Here is a 15,617-nt window from a genome sequence, read left to right on the forward strand (position 1 = left end):
GTCGCGCTGTTGATGCGGAAGTGAGCGGGAGGAGTGAAAAAAGCAGAAAGGGACGAAAGTCCCGAATGATGCCACGGGGTGCATGGGCACAGAAGGCCGGAGAGCACGTGACCGAGCCCACAGTGAGGACGCCCGCCGTATGCAGACCGAAGTAGCCGCCCGCCCCTGCCCGCCCGCACCCTCCGCCCGCACCGCCGCACTCGACAGCCAGGAGGCCGTCGCCGCCGCCTTCGACCGCCTCGCCACCCTGGACGACGGCCCCGGCAAGGAACGGCTGCGGGAGGAGCTGACGCGGGCCTGGCTGCCGATGGCGCACCGCCTCGCCGCCCGTTTCCGCGACAAGGGCGAGAGCGCCGAGGATCTGCGCCAGGTCGCCGCACTGGGCCTGCTCAAGGCGATCGGCCGGTACGACCCGGCCAGGGGACCGTTCGAGCCGTTCGCGATACCCACGATCCGGGGCGAGCTGCGCCGGCACTTCCGCGACCGCACCTGGGACGTACGGGTGCCGCGCCGCGTCCAGGAACTGCGCAACCGCGTCCGGACCGCCTACGTCGAGCTGGCCCTCGCGCCCGGCGGCGCGCGTCCCACCGTGACCCGGCTGGCCCGGCACACCGGGCTCGGCGAGGAGGAGGTCGGCGAGGGCCTGGAGGCCCTGGAGAGCTACCGGGCGCTCTCCCTGGACGCGTCGCACGGCTCCGCCGGCGAGGCCGACGGGGGACCGGGCCTCGTCGACGTGCTGGGCGAGCCCGACCGGGGCTTCCAGCTCGTGGTCGACCGGGAGAGCGTCAAGGAGGCGGTGCGCCGGCTGCCGTCGCGCGAGCGCGCCATTCTCTACCTGCGCTTCTTCGAGGACTGGTCGCAGAGCCGTATCGCCCGGCGGCTGGGGATCTCCCAGATGCACGTCTCCCGGCTGCTCGCCCAGACCTGCGCCCGGATACGCCGCGAGACCCTCGCCGCGCGGTGAGCCCCGCTCATCCGACGGGGAGGGTCACCAGACGCTCCCCCTCCGCGGTCCGCACCTCGTAGCGGGCGGTCTGGCCGGGGCGCAGCGCCGCGCCGCCGTGCATCGTGTTCCGCCGGGCGTCGTGATCGGGGACGCTCCAGCTGGTGACCGTCTCCTCGGTGCCGTCGCGGCCCACGGCGACGAGCCGGCAGGAGCGCGGTCCCGCCCCGTCCTCGACCTGGAGCTCCACGTCGCTGCCCCAGGCCTCGTCCTCGGCCGTGACCCGCGCCCACACCCCCGTCCGCTCGTCGGTCGCGGTGACGCGCACACCCGGCGCGTCCTGCTGCGCGTGCAGTGCGAGGGCGGGGCCGGCCACGGCGCAGACCACGGCCGCGGCCACGGCGTACAGCAGCCGGCGGCGGCCGCTCCGGCGGCGGGCCGCCACCTGGGCCAGCAGGCGGTCCAGCAGCCCCGGCCCGGGCCGGGTCAGCGGGTGGACGAGGCGTGGCGTCGCGTTCCGGTAGAGCATCAGCTGACGGGCGGTGGGGCCGAATTCGGTGACCTGCACCGCGCACCGGGGGCATTCCATGAGGTGGTCCTCGAAGCGGAACGCCTCCGCCTCGTCCAGCACGCCGAGCGCGTAGGCGCCGACGTCACGATGCCTTTCCAGGGACCTCATGCCGAATCCTCGTACCGTTGGGTGCGGGTGGGGTTACTCCTTGCTCCCACCGGTACGCACCGGGCAGCCGAATCACTCAAGCCACACACGGAATCGACACCCACGGGTTCGGAGCGGCCGAACCCGTGGATTGGTCCGTGGGCGAAGAAAACCGGGCCGGGGGCGGCGCCGGATCGGTCGAGGCGACGCCTGTGTCGGGTGGGGCCGCCTAGAAGAGGTGAATGGCCAGGTGGCCCAGTGGCAGCCCCAGTTGCCAGGCCGGGGTCCACACCTTCGGCCCCTCGTCCTCGCCGCCGCCAGGGCCGCCGCCCGGCACCGCGTTGAGGTCCGGGGCGAGCAGTTCGGTCTCCTGGAGCCAGCGCCACGCCGCCCGGGCCAGCTCCAGGTCCGGCGAGTGCCGGCCGTCGGCGACGGTGTCGGCCGTGACCTCGTCCAGCCGCTCGCGCACCCACTCCTGCCACGGCTGGTCGTACGCGGTGAGGGACAGCCAGGTCTCCAGTCGGGTGACGACCCGGATGCCGCTCAGCTCGTTCTCCGTGTCGGACAGGAAGACGGTCAGTGCCAGCGCGTCGCGCCCGGCGCGGAACTCGAAGGACGTCGGCGGCATCAGGTCGCCGGTCCGCAGCAGCTCGTCGGCGATGTACTCGGCGTACAACCAGGCCATCGGGACGGTCAGTTCGCCTCCGCCGGTGCCGTCCGTGCTCTCTGGACCTCTGTGCAGCATCCCTTCCCTGCCTTCCTCCGGTGCGTGCGCGTCGCCCGACCCGGGTCATGGGCCCCCGTCCGGAACACGGATGAGAACAGCCGATTACTCAACCGGGGTCCACGGCAAGGCGCTTTACGGAGGCTTGACCATGTGGTCGGTTTCACCGCAGGTCGGCGGCGTATCCCGGTAGCACCCTGCGCAGGGCTCGCAGCGCGTAGTACGCGCGGGACTTCACGGTACCGGGCGGGATGCCGAGGGCGGTCGCGGCTTCCGCCACACTCGCCCCCTGGAAGTACACGAGCACCAGGACTTCACGGTGCTCCGGAGTGAGTGTCTTCACAGCCTCCCGCACATCGAGGGCGGCGGCGGCCCGTTCGGCGTGGTCGGCGCAGACCGGCGCGTTCTCCAGCACCGCGTCGCCGACCTCGGCCGGCCGGGCCTGCCGGGCCCGGCGCGCGTCGATCGCCAGCCGCCGGGCCACGGTGAGCAGCCAGGGCCGTACCGAGTCGAAGGCGTCGGCGCGCAGCGCCTCGGGATGCTGCCAGGCGCGCACCAGTGTCTCCTGCACGAGGTCCTCGGCGCGCTGGCGGTCGCCGTCGCTGAGCCGCAGCAGCAGGGCGAAGAGCGGCCGGCCGTGCTCGCGCTGGAGTGCGGCGAGCTCGTGCTCGGCGGTCGTCGCGTCGGGGAGGGTGATTCCGGCCGTCATGGCCGTATGGCACCGCAGGGCCCCGTGCGGGGACAGGGTGCGCGCACGGGTCTGCGACGGACGGTCGATCGCGTCGGTGAACGGTCCGACGAACGGTCGGCGCCCCCCTTTCGCGCGTGCCGGACGGGCTAATGGGCGTGTCGGAGCCCTCTGGGGCGGACTCCGTCTCTATACCTGTTTGTGTGTAAATGTGATTTTCCTCGTGCATGCGACCACAGCGGAGTGAACGGATGATCACACGCAGTCGGCAGGTGGCCCTGGCCCTGACCGTCCTCCTCACCGCGGGCGCGGCGTGCCAGGCCCGCGATCACGAACCGCCGGCGCGACCGGCCCCCGCCCCGTCCGCCACGCCCGCCGGTTCCTTCACGCTCGTCGCCTCCGGCGACGTCCTGCCGCACGACTCGATCATCGAGCGGGCGCGCTTCGACGCGGGCGGTACCGGCTACGACTTCCGCCCGATGCTCGCCGGCGCGAAGCCCGTCGTCGGGCGCGCCGATCTCGCGCTGTGCCACATGGAGACGGTGTACGGCGTGAACGGCGACTACAGCGGCTACCCCCTGTTCAAGTCCCCGCCCGAGGTGGCGACCGCGCTGGCCGCCACCGGCTACGACGGCTGCTCCACCGCCTCCAACCACACCTTCGACGACGGCGCGGACGGCATCCGCCACACCCTGGACGCCCTCGACCGCGCCGGCGTACGGCACGCCGGGTCCGCCCGCACCGAGGACGAGGCGCGCACCACGACGATCCTGCGCGCGGGCGCCGCCCAGGTCGCCCACCTCGCCTACACCTTCGACACCAACGGCCGCCCGGCACCGCAGGGGCAGCCGTGGGCGGTGCAGCTGATCGACGAGCACCGGATCGTCACGGACGCACGGGCCGCACGGCAGGCCGGCGCCGACGTCGTCGTCGTGTCCCTGCACTGGGGCACCGAGTGGCAGGACGAGCCCGACGACCAGCAGCTGGCCCTCGCCGAGGGCCTGACCGCCGCCCGCAGCGGCGACCGCCCCGCCATCGACCTGATCCTCGGCACCCACGCCCATGTCCCGCAGGCCTACGAGAAGGTCAACGGCACCTGGGTGGTCTACGGGATGGGCGACCAGATCGCCGGCGAGATGATCAACGACGACGGCGAGCGCGACCCGCGCGGCAACCAGTCGAGCATCGGCCGCTTCACCTTCGCCCCGCCCGCCCGGCCCGGCGAACGCTGGCGCGTGACGAAGGCCGAGTTCCTCCCCCAGCTCTTCGACGTAGACGCCGGCCGGGTGGTCGACCTCAACAGCGCGCTGAAGGACGGCGCCGAGGTCCGCGCCGTCCGCGACCGCATCCGAGACGTGGTCCTCAGCCGCGGCGCGGCCGAGGACGGCCTGGTGATGGGGGAGTAGGGCCGAGGCGCCGGACGCTAACGGCCCGCCAGCTCCGACTTGCGGTAGGAGTAGCCGAAGTAGATCACCAGGCCGATCGCGAACCAGACCGCGAAGCGGACCCAGGTCTGCCACTGGAGGAAGGTGATCAGCCAGATCGAGAAGACGATGCCCAGCGCCGGTACGAACGGCATCCACGGGGTGCGGAAGGTGCGCGGGAGGTCCGGCTGGCGGTAGCGGAGCACGATCACCGCGGCGCACACGACCACGAACGCCAGCAGGATGCCGATGTTGGTCAGCTCGGCCGCCTCGCCGATCGGCAGGAACCCGGCGATCACGGCCGACGCGACCCCGACGATCCAGGTGACCCGCGTCGGCACATGGCGCGTCGGGTGCGTCTTGGCGAACCACTTGGGCAGCAGCCCGTCACGCGACATGGAGAACCACACGCGGGTGACACCCAGCATGAAGGTGAACATGACGGTGAGGATGCCGATGATCGCGCCCACCGCGATGACGTCGGCCAGACCGCTGAGCCCCACCGACTTGAACGCCGTCGAGAAGCCGCTCTCGGGATCGATGTCCTTGTAGTTCTGCATGCCGGTCAGCACCAGACACGCCGCCACGTACAGCACCATCGAGATGACCAGCGAGTAGATGATCGCCTTCGGCATGTGCCGCTGGGCGTCCTTCGACTCCTCGGCCGCCGTCGACATGGCGTCGTACCCGAACACCGCGAAGAACACCGTCGCCGCACCCGTGAAGGCGCCGCCGACCCCGAACGGGAAGAACGGGTGGTAGTTCGCGGTGCTGATGTGGAAGACGCCGACGCCGATGACGAGCAGGACCACCAGTACCTTCAGCACGACCACGACCATCTCGAAGCGGGCCGCGTTCTTGATGCCGAGGGTCAGCAGATAGGCGATCAGCAGGCACAGCACCGCCGCGAACAGGTCGACCTTGTGCCCGTCGCCGGTGCCCGGCGCCCCCAGCATCCAGTCCGGCAGGTCGGCGCCCATCTCCCCGACCAGGAAGCTGAAGTAGCCGGAGATGCCGATCGCGACCACCGCCACGATCGCCGTGTACTCGAGGAGCAGGTCCCAGCCGATGAACCAGCCGACCAGCTCGCCGAGGACCGCGTAGCCGTACGTGTAGGCCGAGCCCGCCTTCGGGATCAGCCCGGCGAACTCCGCGTACGACAGCGCCGCCGCCGCGCTCGCGACACCCGCGATGAGGAAGGAGATCAGCACCGCCGGGCCCGCGGTGCCGTTGGCCACGGTGCCGGCCAGGGTGAAGATGCCGGCACCGATGATGCCGCCCACGCCGATGGCCGTCAGCTGCCACAACCCCAGCGACCGCACCAGGCCGGCACCCTGCCCGGCCTCCGTGTCCTCGATGTGCTCGATGGGTTTGCGACGCAGAACGCCCTCGCCCATGCGCAACCCGGCCATGCGCCTCACCTCTTTGTGATCGGCAAACGGCTGACGGTGGATCATGATGACTCACTCGCGTCCCCGACGGAAGGCACGACGCACGCACCGGACCCACCCGTGTCACGGCACCACGGTCACCGGCCAGCGCCCCGCCTTCACCAGCCGCACCGCGACCGAGCCGACGATCCGGTGCCCCGCCTGTTCCGACGCCCCCACGACCACGGCGTCCGCCCGCAGTTCGTCGGCCGCCTTCACCAGGCCGTTGTAGGGGTCGCCCCGGAACGTGTGGAACTCCCAGCGCACGTCGAATATCCCCCTGGACCGCTCCGTCGCCGCCCGGATCTGGGCCACCAGGTCCTCGGCGATCTCGTCGGTCGTGTCCGCCACCGGCGCGCCCAGCGCCGCCCCCGCCGCCAGCACCGGCTGCACGTACACCACGGCGAGCAGCGCGCGCTGCCGCCGGGCCAGACCGCCGGCGTAGGCCGCCGCGCGGAGCGAGGAGTCGGAGCCGTCCACCCCGACCACGATGACCTTCGGTCCGTCCGTGCCCCGTTCGAACTGAGAGGAGTGCTGTTGCGTCACGCCGCGAGGCTATCGGAACCCCCGCCTCCGGCCACGGGCCCCTTCGTCCGCGGCCGGCCCGGGCGGGCCCTCGCTGCGCCGCGCGGGTGGTTCCGTGCCGCCGCACCGGTGTCGTTCAGGGGCGTCGGCCCCTGTCCGGGCGAGGGATGAGTCATGAAGAAGGATCAGTTGCTCACACGGCGCCGCGCCCTGCTCGCCGGTGCCGCGGCGGCCGGAGCGGCCGGTACCGCCGGCGTCCTCGCGGCGGGCCGGGGCCACGGACCGGCCCGGCCGGCCGCACCCGCCGCGGGCGCCCAGGCGCAGAGCCCGCTCAAGCCCTCCGCCTACCGCCTCCAGCCCCTGACCGGATACGGCACACCCGGGACCGGACCCCGCCGGCCCGCGGTGCGCAGCGAACCGATCCTGCGCATGTCCGGCCGGGGCCGCACCATGATGCTCACCTTCGACGACGGACCCGACCCCCACTACACGCCCGAGATCCTGGACACGCTGGCGGAGTACGACGTGCACGCGACGTTCTTCGTGTGCGGGGAGATGGCCGGCTACTACAAGGACCTGCTGTCCCGGATGGCCGACGAGGGCCACGTCGTCGGCAACCACACCTGGTCCCACCCCCTGCTGACCAAGCTCAGCCGCAGCCGCGTCCGCGCCGAGATGGAGAGCACCTGCGAGATCGTCGAGAAGACCTACGGCGAGCCGCCCCGCTGGTTCCGCGCCCCCTACGGGGCGTGGAACCGCGCGGTCTTCCAGCTCGGCGCCGAACTCGGCATGGAGCCCCTCGCCTGGACCGTCGACTCCCTCGACTGGACCACCCCCGGCACCGCCACCATCGTCGACCGGGTCGAGGACGGCGCCGCCCCCGGCGTCGTGGTGCTCTCGCACGACGCCGGGGGCGACCGCTCGCAGACCGTGCGCGCCCTGCGCACCTATCTGCCGCAGCTGCTGGACTCCGGCTACCACCTCACCGTCCCCCGGCGGCAGCAGGTGTGACGCGCGCCGCCCGCCCGGACGGGCCCGCTCAGCGGACCTCGACCAGGCGGGCGAAGGCGACGACGTTCCCGTCGTAGCCGTTCTGCTTGGTGAAACCACCGCCGCAGGTGATGACCCGCAGTTCGGGCGTGCCCTTGGACGCGTACACCCGGTCGCCGGGGAAGTCGTCCTTCGCGAACACCTCGATGCCGTAGATCTCGAACACCGCGGTCTTCCCGTCCTGCCGGGACACCTCGACCCTGTTCCCCTTCTTCAGCGCACCGAGCCCGTAGAAGACGGCGGGGCCCTGCTTGTTGTCGACGTGGCCGACCACCACCGCGGTGCCCTTCTCACCGGGGGAGACCGCGCCGGTGAACCAGCCGGCGAGGTTCGGGTCCTCCGGCGGCGGCGCGCCGACCCAGCCGTCCGCGTCCAGGCCCACCGGCATGATCGGCGCGTCGACCTGGATGGCGGGGATCGCGACCCGGTCGGGCACCGCGTACGCCAGCGGGGCGAGGCCCGCGACGGCGTTCTCCCCGCCGGCGACCCGGGTGTCGGCGGCGGCCGCCGAGGCGGGCTGCGGCGGGCCCTCGTCGAACTCCCCCGAACCATTGCGAATGAGCGCGAGCCCGGTCAGCAGAACCAGCGCTATCACGCCCCAGGGAGCGCGCTTGCGCCGCCGCTCCTCCTCCTCGGCCAGCTCCTCGGACCCGTACATTCGCCTTCCCCTCTCGGCCCGGCCGTCGCCGGGGCGTCCGCGCATACGAGCACGCTAAGCGCGGTGCGCCCGAGCGGCGACGGGGCGCATGCGAACGGGTGGCCCGCGCACCCGGCGGTGCGCCATCCGGGACACGCCCGGCCGGAATTTCCTGACGGTCCGTGACCTGCGGCGATATCCACTCGCCGGTTCCGGCCCGGCATAGCCCCTCACCAGGACGGACCACTCCCGAAGTGCGGTGGCGGGCAGGGCAACTGAGGGTCTCTCTGGGAGGCGCTTTCTCGCCGATCGACCGGGGACGGGTCCCGGGGCGCCTTCCGCGGAGGATGACATGCGCAACTTTCGTGCCCTGGCGGCCGCGGGTGCCGCGGTCGCCGTTCTCGGGATGGCCGCCCCCACGGCCACCGCCGGCGGCGACCACAACACGCCGAGCAACATCGTCGCCCTGCCCAGCGTCATCGCGCGCGGCGGTCAGCTGACCGTCACGGTCGACGGCTGCCCGCAGGGCGGGAGCATGACCTCGGACGCGTTCGGCAGAGCCCACCTGACCCCGGTGCGGGGGGCCAACGAGACCTCCCGGGGCACCGCGACCATCAGGAACGACGCCCGGCCCGGGGCCTACGACATCACCGTCAACTGCTCGGGCCGCACGCTGACCCGCCCGTCCGCCTTCACCGTCATCGGCGGCGTCCGCGGCGGTCTCGGCGGCAGCAGCTCGAGCGGCGCCACGCCGACGGACATCGCCATCGGCGGCGGACTCGTGGCCGCGGCCGTCGCCGGCACCGGCCTGTTCTGGCTGCGCCGCCGGTCCGAGCGCCGGATCTGACCCCGCCTCCGGGCCCGTCCGTCACCGCTCCCGGCGCAGCGCACGTCGACAGGGCGTCGCCCCGGACCCTCAGGGGGATCCGGGGCGACGCCCTGTGCACGCGGGGCGACGACGTCGGCGCGGGACCATGAGGTCAGGCACCCTCCTCGCCGGATCGGCGCCGGGACAGGTGGTACGCCACACCGACGGAGCCCGCGATCAGCGCGACGCCGAGCCCCGTCTCCTTGAGGTCGAAGCCGGCGACGCTGCCGCCCTCACCGGCGTGCACCCCCTTGGGCGGCACGGTGCCCGGCCGGTGCGACTGGCCGCCGGCGATGGTCAGCTCCGCCGTCCCGCTCCTCCCGTCACAGGTGAACGACACCTCGTAGACCGCGCCGGGCCGGGCGTCCCGGTCGACCCGTGTCCGCGCCGAGTCCTGCGTGCGCGGGATGACCACCGTGTCGAACACCGGGGACGCGACCCTCACCCGGCCCCGGCAGGCGCCGTCGCTCCGGTCCACGCGCAGGGTGACCTCCCCGCCCGGTGGGACGGTGGAGGGCCGGACGCTGAAGCCGAACGGCGTGTGGCCGCCGACGGCCGCGCCGGCCGGCACGCAGGACGAGAGAGCGGCGACGCCGAGCAGCGCGGCCGAGGCGACGGGTATCGCGCGCATGGTGAATCCTCCGGGTCCCGAGGAGCAGCTGCGGACCTGTTCCGCTCGCGCCAGGAATGCACCTCGATGCCCGAAACGCTAGGAAGCTCCGCTCGCGGGCGCGATCGCAGTCGCGCGAATGGGGCAAGGGTGTGGGCCGTCCGGGGGGCGGCGGCCCGGCGGCCGGAGGACGGCATCGGCGTGTCGGTGCGCGTGCGGGCCGCTCCCCGTGTAGGAGCGGCGGGCGGCCCGCATCCCCGCCGGTGCCGGCTCAGCCCTTGACGCCCGGGAACAGGCTCAGGAACGGTTCCGTCGACGCCGCGACGCCGCGGCTGTAGGGCGCGTCGAAGTCCCAGATCAGGAAGAGCAGGAAGGCGATCAGCGCGGAGAACAGCCCGGCGAGGACCAGTTCCCGTGTGGTGCGCCGGATCTGCAGGGCGAAGACCATGCCGATGGTGACGACGGCACCGGCGATGAGCCCGAACCACACCACGCCCGGCATCGTGGCCCCCGTCGACTCCGCCCGGGACGTCCGGGCCTGGTCCGCGGCGGCCACCTGGTCGACGAGCGGCTGGTAGGCCTGGGCCTCGAAGTCCGACCGCGGCTCGTAGTCGGTGACGTCCGCGCGGACCCGGTCGAGGAGCTCGGTGCCCCGCTCGGTGACCTCGCCGTCGTCGGCCATGGACCGCCACTCGGTCGTCACGACGTGTCCGACATAGGCGTTGACATCCTCCCGGATGCGGTCACGGACATCGGGGGGATAGACCCGGACACGTTCGGAGATCTCGTGCAGCGCGACGGCCTCCGCCTGCACATGGTCCTCGGCGGCGCTGCGTGCCTCCCAGACGCCGGCGATGGCCAGGCCCAGGACGATGGCGTACACCACGCCGATCCACATCGTCATGTACTCGATGACGTCCGGTGTCTCGGAGACGTCCTCGTCGTCGGAGGCCCTGCGGTGCCGCAGGAGCGTGACGATGACGACGACGGCGCACGCGGCCAGCATCGCGAGGATGAGAACAAGCCATTCCGGCAAGAGAAGCCTCCAGGATCAGCGCGCGCGGAGCGCGGCGACGGCCACCACCGCGGGCACCGTGATGAGCAGGACGAAGACGAGGGGGGAGGTCGCGCCGCGCGTGGACCGCTGCTGCACCCGGGCGGTGCGGTGGCGCGGGTAGTGCACCGGGGTGAGTGACGGGCGGGGCGTCGGCGTGGCCGAGGGGGCGGGCGCGGGAACGACGGGCCGGGCCCGCGTCGGCGGGGGAGTCGGTGCCGGCGTGGGTGCGGGCGTCGGGCGGACCGGTGCCGGGCGCGGTGACGGCGTGGGCTTCGGCGTGGGCTTCGGCGCAGGCGGTGGCGTGGGCTTCGGCGCGGGCGGCGGTGGGGTCGGCGTGGGCTTCGGAGGCGGCGGTGGCGGTGGTGTCGGAGGGGGAGTGGGGGTGGGGGTCGGAGTGGGCGTCGGCGGGGGCGTCGGCTCCCGACACGGTGGGAAGGCGGGCCAGGTGGCGCTGCCGGCGATCGCCACCGCTTCGGTGCCGTCCGGGCCGGTCGAGGCCCACGCACAGGCGTCGGCCTGCGCCGGGCCGACCGGTGTGCCGACGAGCGTGAAGGTCAGCGTCACCAGGGCCAACACCCGTCCGGCGAAAGCGGATCGGGTCGGTTCGGGTCCATGCACGACGAGATCATCGGACGCGGCGCGCGCTGCCATGCGGGAGAAGCCGGTGATTGCCCCGAACGCGTGAGAAGGGCCCGCGCGCGGTTTGAACGGCGCCCGGGCGCCCGCGCACGGAACCGCACGAGGGTACGAGGGGGAGTGCCAGGAGAAAGAAATCAGCACCCGGTTGAACACAACCCGCTCCGCCGTGCGTACCCAGTGTCGTGCGTCGGCGCAGCAGGGCGCCGCAACACCTTTGTGACGATCGGGGATTGACGATGAAGACCTCCTGGCGGAGCGCCTCACTCGTGGCGAGCGCCGCGGCGGTGCTGGCGCTGACGACGGCGTGCGGCCAGGACGGCGGCAGCACCGCGGGCAGCCAGAACGTGGGAGCGACGGCCGCGCCCGGCGACGTCAGCACCATCGGCGCCGGAGCCGGCCTCGGCGACGGGCTCGGCGCCAAGGGCGGACAGTCCTCCGCGGCTCCGCCCGTCTCCGCAGGCAAGCTGTCCGTCACCGCCGACGCCGAACTCGGCGAGCTCGTGACCGACGGCAGCGGCCGCACCCTGTACCGGTTCGACCAGGACACCGCCCAGCCGCCCAAGACGACGTGCGAGGCCGACTGCGCCACGACCTGGCCGCCGGTGGCCGCGGACGACGCCATCGCCGGCGAGGGCATCGACAAGGCGCTGCTCGGCGAGGTCACCCGCGCCGACGGCACCAAGCAACTGACCATCGGCGGCTGGCCGGCGTACCGCTACGCCAAGGACGCCGTCGGGGATGTCAAGGGCCAGGGCGTCGGCGGCAAGTGGTACGCCCTCGCCCCCGACGGCAAGAAGGCCGAGGCCGCCGACCTGGCGGGACTGTCCACCCGCAAGGATCCCGAACTCGGCGAGATCGTCGTCGACAAGAACGGCATGACCGTCTACCGCTTCATGAAGGACGAGGCGTGGCCGAAGCCGGTCTCCGCGTGCACCGGCGCCTGTCTGGAGAAGTGGCCGATCGTGGCCCCCGTGGAGGCGAACGACACCAAGGGGGTCGTGAAGAAGGGCCTGATGAGCTTCACCCGGCCCGACGGCGGCGCGCAGCAGACGGTCAACTGCTGGCCGATCTACACCTTCGCGGGTGACAAGAAGGCCGGCGACACCAACGGCCAGGGCGTCGGCGGCACCTGGTACGCCGTCGCACCGGACGGAAAGCCGGTCGGCGCGCCGAAGGAGTGACGGTTCCCTCTCCCCGCAGCCCCCTCCCCGGTGCCGTCCCCTCCGTGTCCAGGCGGAGGGGGCGGCACCTTTCGCGCGCTTTGGCGTGCCTTGGCGCCCGGCACGTGCCGCAGGCAGTGACCGGGAACGGACGGTCAATCTCCGCTCGGGCTCGCTCGTTTGGCGGGCGATCAGTAGCCTCAGCTCGAACACCGGATCGCCCGAGCCCTTGGAGAGATAGATGGAGCGTCCCGCCTGGGCCCCACGGAGCATCGACATCTCGGTGCCGAGCGTGTCCCGCATCTACGACTTCTACCTGGGCGGTTCGCACAACTTCGAGGTCGACCGCGAAGCGGCCCGCAGGGCCATGGAGTTCATGCCGGGACTCCCCAAGATCATGCAGGCGAACCGGGCGTTCATGCGCCGCGCCGTGCGCTTCGCGGCCCGGGAGGGCATCGACCAGTTCCTGGACATCGGCTCCGGCATCCCCACCTTCGGCAACGTCCACGAGGTGGCCCGCGAGGCCCGGCCCGGCGCCCGCGTGGTGTACGTCGACCACGACCCGGTCGCGGTGGCGCACAGCCAGGCCGTCCTGGAGGGCGACGCGGACGCCGACGTCGTGGCCGCCGACCTCCTCAAGCCGCGGGACATCCTCGGCAGTCCCCAGGTGGAGCGGCTGATCGACCTGAATCGGCCGGTGGCCCTCCTGCTCGTTGCCATACTGCACTTCGTGGAAGACGCGGACGACCCCTACGCTGCGGTGGCCGAGCTGAGCGGCGCGCTCGCGCCCGGCAGCCTGCTCGTCCTCACGCACGCCTCGTACGAGGGGATCCCGGGCCCCGCCGAGCGGGCCGGGGGCGCGGTGGACGTGTACCAGGACATCCGCAATCCGCTGATCATGCGTTCGCGCGACGAGATCGCCCGGTTCTTCGAGGGGTACGACATGGTGGAACCCGGACTGGTTCCGATGCCGCGCTGGCGGCCGGAGACGGCGCCGGAGGACGAGGACCCGTACGCCTTCTCGGGCTTCGCCGGCGTGGGACGTACGGCGTGACCGCGGAGCCGGGCGGGCCGGAGGACAGACTCCGCCGGTTCGCGACGATCTGGAGCCGCGCGGTCTTCCCGGTGACCTCGACGTCGTCGACCCGGCCCGAGTTCGAGGAAGAACTGATGCCGCTGGCCCGACGGCTGAGCGCGCTGCTGCGGGCCCGGAGCCTCGACACCGAGGAGGCGAAGGCGGTCGGCGCGGCACTCGTCGACGTGCACTGCACCGACCCCGACGCCCTCGCCCGCACCCTCGACTGCGTCGACGCCTACCTGGTGCTGTACTGCGGAGGGGACGGCGACCCCGAGGCCCTGCGGGCACGTTCGGCGCGGCTCCAGCACGCCATGGCGGCCGGGTTCGCCGGGGCGCTGCGCGGCCGTACGCTCGCCGAGCAGGAGGCCATCGCGCAGGCCGCGCTGAGGGCGCAGGGCGTGGTCGCGGAGGCGCTGCACGCCAGCGAGGCCCGCTTCCGAGCGGTCTTCGAGGGTGCCGCCATAGGCATCGGCATCGCGGACCTCGACGGCAACATCCTCCAGGTCAACGGCGCCCTGACCCGCATGTTCGGCCTGACCGACCCCTCGCTGCGCGGCCGCAACGTCCGGGAGTGGACCCACCCCGACGACGCGCCCCAGACCTGGCGGCTCTACCAGGAGCTGGTGCGCGGCGAACGCGAGGCCTACCACTGCGAGAAGGCCTTCTACCGGCCCGACGGCACCGTCCTGTGGACCAACCTCACCGTCTCGCTGCTGCGCGACGCCGACGGCACCCCGCAGTACCAGCTCGCGCTGATGGAGGACACCACCGAGCGCCGCCTGCTCAATCTGCGGCTGCGCTACGAGGCCACCCACGACGCGCTCACCGGCCTGCCCAACCGCAGCTTCTTCTTCGAGCGCCTGGAGAAGGCCCTCGGCGCGGGCCCGGGCCAGCGCTTCGGCCTGTGCTATCTCGACCTCGACGGCTTCAAGACCGTCAACGACAGCCTCGGCCACGCGGCCGGCGACCGGCTGCTCGTGGAGGTGGCCGACCGGCTCCAGGCCTGCGCCACCGCACCCGGCGAGATGGTCGCCCGGCTCGGCGGCGACGAGTTCGTCGCGCTGACCACCGGCCCCGACACCCGCCACGAGGTGGACGAGCTCGCCGGGCGCATCATGAACGCGCTGCTCGCGCCCATCAGCGTCGACGGCCGCGAACTGACCGTGCGCGGCAGCATCGGCATCGTCGAGGGACCGGCGGGCGAACGCAGCCCGGCAGAGGTGCTGCGCAGCGCCGACATCACCATGTACCGGGCCAAGTCGGCGGGCGGCAACCGCTTCGAGCTCGCCGACCCCGAGGCCGACGCCCGCGTCATCACCCGGCACGGGCTGACGACCGCGCTGCCGGCTGCCCTGGAGCGGGGCGAGTTCTTCATCGAGTACCAGCCGCTGGTGCACCTCGGCGACGGCAGCGTGCGCGGCGCCGAGGCCCTGGTGCGCTGGCTGCACCCGCAGCACGGCGTACTCGGCCCGGACCGTTTCATCCCGCTCGCCGAGCACACCGGGCTGATCGTCCCGCTGGGCCGCTGGGTGCTGGAACAGTCCGTGCGGCAGGCCCGTGTGTGGCGCGAGCGGTACGGCGAGACGACCGCCGCCGGGCCGCTGCGGATCAACGTCAACCTCTCGCCCTGCCAGCTCACCCACCCCGGGCTGGTCCAGGACACCATCGAGATCCTGGAACGGACCGGCGTCGCACCGGACGCGCTCTGCCTGGAGGTGACGGAGTCCGCCCTGATCGGCGCCGACGACGACCTGCTCAAGCCGCTGCGCCGGCTCGCCGAGATGGGCGTGGACATCGCCCTGGACGACTTCGGCACCGGCTACTCCAACCTCGCCAACCTGCGCCGGCTGCCGGTGAGCGTCCTCAAGCTGGACCGCTCCTTCACGCAGAGCATGCAGCAGTTCCCGGCGGACCCGGTCGACCTCAAGATCGTCGAGGGCATCGTGGCCCTGGCCCACAGCCTGGACCTCACGGTGACCGTCGAGGGCGTGGAGACCGGCGCCCAGGCCGAGCAACTGCGCATCCTGGGCTGCGACACGGCCCAGGGCTGGTACTACGCCCGTCCGGGCCCGCCGGAACGCCTGCACGAGCTGGCGCTGGTGGACACCACGGGCTGACCGGAGACC

At 72.8% G+C, this 15,617-nt stretch carries 17 protein-coding genes; 8 read left to right on the forward strand and 9 right to left on the reverse strand.

What is annotated here, in order from left to right; all coding sequences use genetic code 11:
* Positions 1-139 precede the first annotated feature (139 nt).
* Positions 140-964 (forward strand): SigB/SigF/SigG family RNA polymerase sigma factor, encoded by an 825-nt coding sequence (locus AB0E77_RS12490; RefSeq protein WP_361569113.1) that lies wholly within the window; start codon positions 140-142, stop codon positions 962-964.
* Between the two features lie 7 nt (positions 965-971).
* Here AB0E77_RS12490 and AB0E77_RS12495 read toward each other — a convergent pair whose 3' ends face one another.
* From AB0E77_RS12495 to AB0E77_RS12505, 3 genes are all read right to left on the reverse strand, one after another.
* Positions 972-1,622 carry a zf-HC2 domain-containing protein gene (locus AB0E77_RS12495; RefSeq protein WP_361569115.1) on the reverse strand — a complete coding sequence of 217 codons (651 nt, stop codon included), beginning with the start codon at positions 1,620-1,622 and terminating at the stop codon, positions 972-974.
* A gap of 208 nt (positions 1,623-1,830) precedes the next feature.
* Positions 1,831-2,346, reverse strand: coding sequence for a hypothetical protein (locus tag AB0E77_RS12500; protein ID WP_361569116.1), 516 nt, complete (start codon positions 2,344-2,346; stop codon positions 1,831-1,833).
* Positions 2,347-2,488: 142 nt separating this feature from the next.
* On the reverse strand, positions 2,489-3,034 hold the full coding sequence (locus AB0E77_RS12505; RefSeq protein WP_318216402.1) for a sigma-70 family RNA polymerase sigma factor: 546 nt from the start codon (positions 3,032-3,034) through the stop codon (positions 2,489-2,491).
* A 230-nt stretch (positions 3,035-3,264) separates the two neighbouring features.
* On the opposite strand from AB0E77_RS12505, the gene AB0E77_RS12510 reads away from it, so the two are divergent.
* Positions 3,265-4,419 carry a CapA family protein gene (locus AB0E77_RS12510; RefSeq protein WP_361569118.1) on the forward strand — a complete coding sequence of 385 codons (1,155 nt, stop codon included), beginning with the start codon at positions 3,265-3,267 and terminating at the stop codon, positions 4,417-4,419.
* 17 nt (positions 4,420-4,436) lie between these two features.
* Here the strand turns inward: AB0E77_RS12510 and AB0E77_RS12515 are convergent, their stop codons facing one another.
* Positions 4,437-5,849 (reverse strand): amino acid permease, encoded by a 1,413-nt coding sequence (locus tag AB0E77_RS12515; RefSeq protein WP_361569120.1) that lies wholly within the window; start codon positions 5,847-5,849, stop codon positions 4,437-4,439.
* A gap of 102 nt (positions 5,850-5,951) precedes the next feature.
* Positions 5,952-6,413 carry a universal stress protein gene (locus AB0E77_RS12520; RefSeq protein ID WP_361569122.1) on the reverse strand — a complete coding sequence of 154 codons (462 nt, stop codon included), beginning with the start codon at positions 6,411-6,413 and terminating at the stop codon, positions 5,952-5,954.
* Between the two features lie 153 nt (positions 6,414-6,566).
* Here AB0E77_RS12520 and AB0E77_RS12525 point away from each other — a divergent pair, with 153 nt between their 5' ends.
* Positions 6,567-7,403 carry a polysaccharide deacetylase family protein gene (locus tag AB0E77_RS12525; RefSeq protein ID WP_361569123.1) on the forward strand — a complete coding sequence of 279 codons (837 nt, stop codon included), beginning with the start codon at positions 6,567-6,569 and terminating at the stop codon, positions 7,401-7,403.
* Positions 7,404-7,431: 28 nt separating this feature from the next.
* Here the strand turns inward: AB0E77_RS12525 and AB0E77_RS12530 are convergent, their stop codons facing one another.
* Positions 7,432-8,100: a class F sortase gene (locus AB0E77_RS12530; RefSeq protein ID WP_361569125.1), complete on the reverse strand. Its 669-nt coding sequence runs from the start codon at positions 8,098-8,100 to the stop codon at positions 7,432-7,434.
* A gap of 331 nt (positions 8,101-8,431) precedes the next feature.
* Here AB0E77_RS12530 and AB0E77_RS12535 point away from each other — a divergent pair, with 331 nt between their 5' ends.
* On the forward strand, positions 8,432-8,926 hold the full coding sequence (locus AB0E77_RS12535) for a hypothetical protein (RefSeq protein WP_361569127.1): 495 nt from the start codon (positions 8,432-8,434) through the stop codon (positions 8,924-8,926).
* 133 nt (positions 8,927-9,059) lie between these two features.
* Here the strand turns inward: AB0E77_RS12535 and AB0E77_RS12540 are convergent, their stop codons facing one another.
* The 3 genes from AB0E77_RS12540 to AB0E77_RS12550 all read right to left on the reverse strand — a co-directional run bounded on the left by AB0E77_RS12540 (position 9,060) and on the right by AB0E77_RS12550 (position 10,740).
* Positions 9,060-9,578, reverse strand: a complete 519-nt coding sequence (locus tag AB0E77_RS12540) for a hypothetical protein (RefSeq protein ID WP_361569128.1) — start codon at positions 9,576-9,578, stop codon at positions 9,060-9,062.
* A 250-nt stretch (positions 9,579-9,828) separates the two neighbouring features.
* Positions 9,829-10,593, reverse strand: coding sequence for a hypothetical protein (locus AB0E77_RS12545; RefSeq protein WP_361569129.1), 765 nt, complete (start codon positions 10,591-10,593; stop codon positions 9,829-9,831).
* A gap of 15 nt (positions 10,594-10,608) precedes the next feature.
* Positions 10,609-10,740, reverse strand: coding sequence for a hypothetical protein (locus AB0E77_RS12550; RefSeq protein WP_361569131.1), 132 nt, complete (start codon positions 10,738-10,740; stop codon positions 10,609-10,611).
* Between the two features lie 94 nt (positions 10,741-10,834).
* On the opposite strand from AB0E77_RS12550, the gene AB0E77_RS12555 reads away from it, so the two are divergent.
* The 4 genes from AB0E77_RS12555 to rmdA all read left to right on the forward strand — a co-directional run bounded on the left by AB0E77_RS12555 (position 10,835) and on the right by rmdA (position 15,608).
* On the forward strand, positions 10,835-11,299 hold the full coding sequence (locus AB0E77_RS12555; protein ID WP_361569132.1) for a hypothetical protein: 465 nt from the start codon (positions 10,835-10,837) through the stop codon (positions 11,297-11,299).
* Positions 11,300-11,489: 190 nt separating this feature from the next.
* On the forward strand, positions 11,490-12,434 hold the full coding sequence (locus tag AB0E77_RS12560; RefSeq protein ID WP_361569315.1) for an SCO0930 family lipoprotein: 945 nt from the start codon (positions 11,490-11,492) through the stop codon (positions 12,432-12,434).
* A 220-nt stretch (positions 12,435-12,654) separates the two neighbouring features.
* Positions 12,655-13,467 (forward strand): SAM-dependent methyltransferase, encoded by an 813-nt coding sequence (locus AB0E77_RS12565; RefSeq protein ID WP_361569134.1) that lies wholly within the window; start codon positions 12,655-12,657, stop codon positions 13,465-13,467.
* Positions 13,464-15,608: a cyclic Di-GMP phosphodiesterase RmdA gene (gene rmdA / locus AB0E77_RS12570; protein ID WP_361569135.1), complete on the forward strand. Its 2,145-nt coding sequence runs from the start codon at positions 13,464-13,466 to the stop codon at positions 15,606-15,608. The genes AB0E77_RS12565 and rmdA overlap by 4 nt, the downstream gene beginning before the upstream one ends.
* The last annotated feature ends 9 nt before the right edge of the window (positions 15,609-15,617 follow it).

Origin of the sequence: Streptomyces sp. NPDC032940, from assembly GCF_040636935.1 — a bacterium.
Lineage (GTDB): Bacteria > Actinomycetota > Actinomycetes > Streptomycetales > Streptomycetaceae > Streptomyces.

What these genes read in the sequence shown, in the direction of transcription:
- AB0E77_RS12490 (WP_361569113.1), top strand. Translation starts at nt 140, where the DNA reads ATGCAGACCGAAGTAGCCGCCCGCCCCTGCCCGCCCGCACCCTCCGCC.
- AB0E77_RS12495 (WP_361569115.1), bottom strand. Translation starts at nt 1,622, where the DNA reads ATGAGGTCCCTGGAAAGGCATCGTGACGTCGGCGCCTACGCGCTCGGC.
- AB0E77_RS12500 (WP_361569116.1), bottom strand. Translation starts at nt 2,346, where the DNA reads ATGCTGCACAGAGGTCCAGAGAGCACGGACGGCACCGGCGGAGGCGAA.
- AB0E77_RS12505 (WP_318216402.1), bottom strand. Translation starts at nt 3,034, where the DNA reads ATGACGGCCGGAATCACCCTCCCCGACGCGACGACCGCCGAGCACGAG.
- AB0E77_RS12510 (WP_361569118.1), top strand. Translation starts at nt 3,265, where the DNA reads ATGATCACACGCAGTCGGCAGGTGGCCCTGGCCCTGACCGTCCTCCTC.
- AB0E77_RS12515 (WP_361569120.1), bottom strand. Translation starts at nt 5,849, where the DNA reads ATGGCCGGGTTGCGCATGGGCGAGGGCGTTCTGCGTCGCAAACCCATC.
- AB0E77_RS12525 (WP_361569123.1), top strand. Translation starts at nt 6,567, where the DNA reads ATGAAGAAGGATCAGTTGCTCACACGGCGCCGCGCCCTGCTCGCCGGT.
- AB0E77_RS12530 (WP_361569125.1), bottom strand. Translation starts at nt 8,100, where the DNA reads ATGTACGGGTCCGAGGAGCTGGCCGAGGAGGAGGAGCGGCGGCGCAAG.
- AB0E77_RS12535 (WP_361569127.1), top strand. Translation starts at nt 8,432, where the DNA reads ATGCGCAACTTTCGTGCCCTGGCGGCCGCGGGTGCCGCGGTCGCCGTT.
- AB0E77_RS12540 (WP_361569128.1), bottom strand. Translation starts at nt 9,578, where the DNA reads ATGCGCGCGATACCCGTCGCCTCGGCCGCGCTGCTCGGCGTCGCCGCT.
- AB0E77_RS12560 (WP_361569315.1), top strand. Translation starts at nt 11,490, where the DNA reads ATGAAGACCTCCTGGCGGAGCGCCTCACTCGTGGCGAGCGCCGCGGCG.
- AB0E77_RS12565 (WP_361569134.1), top strand. Translation starts at nt 12,655, where the DNA reads ATGGAGCGTCCCGCCTGGGCCCCACGGAGCATCGACATCTCGGTGCCG.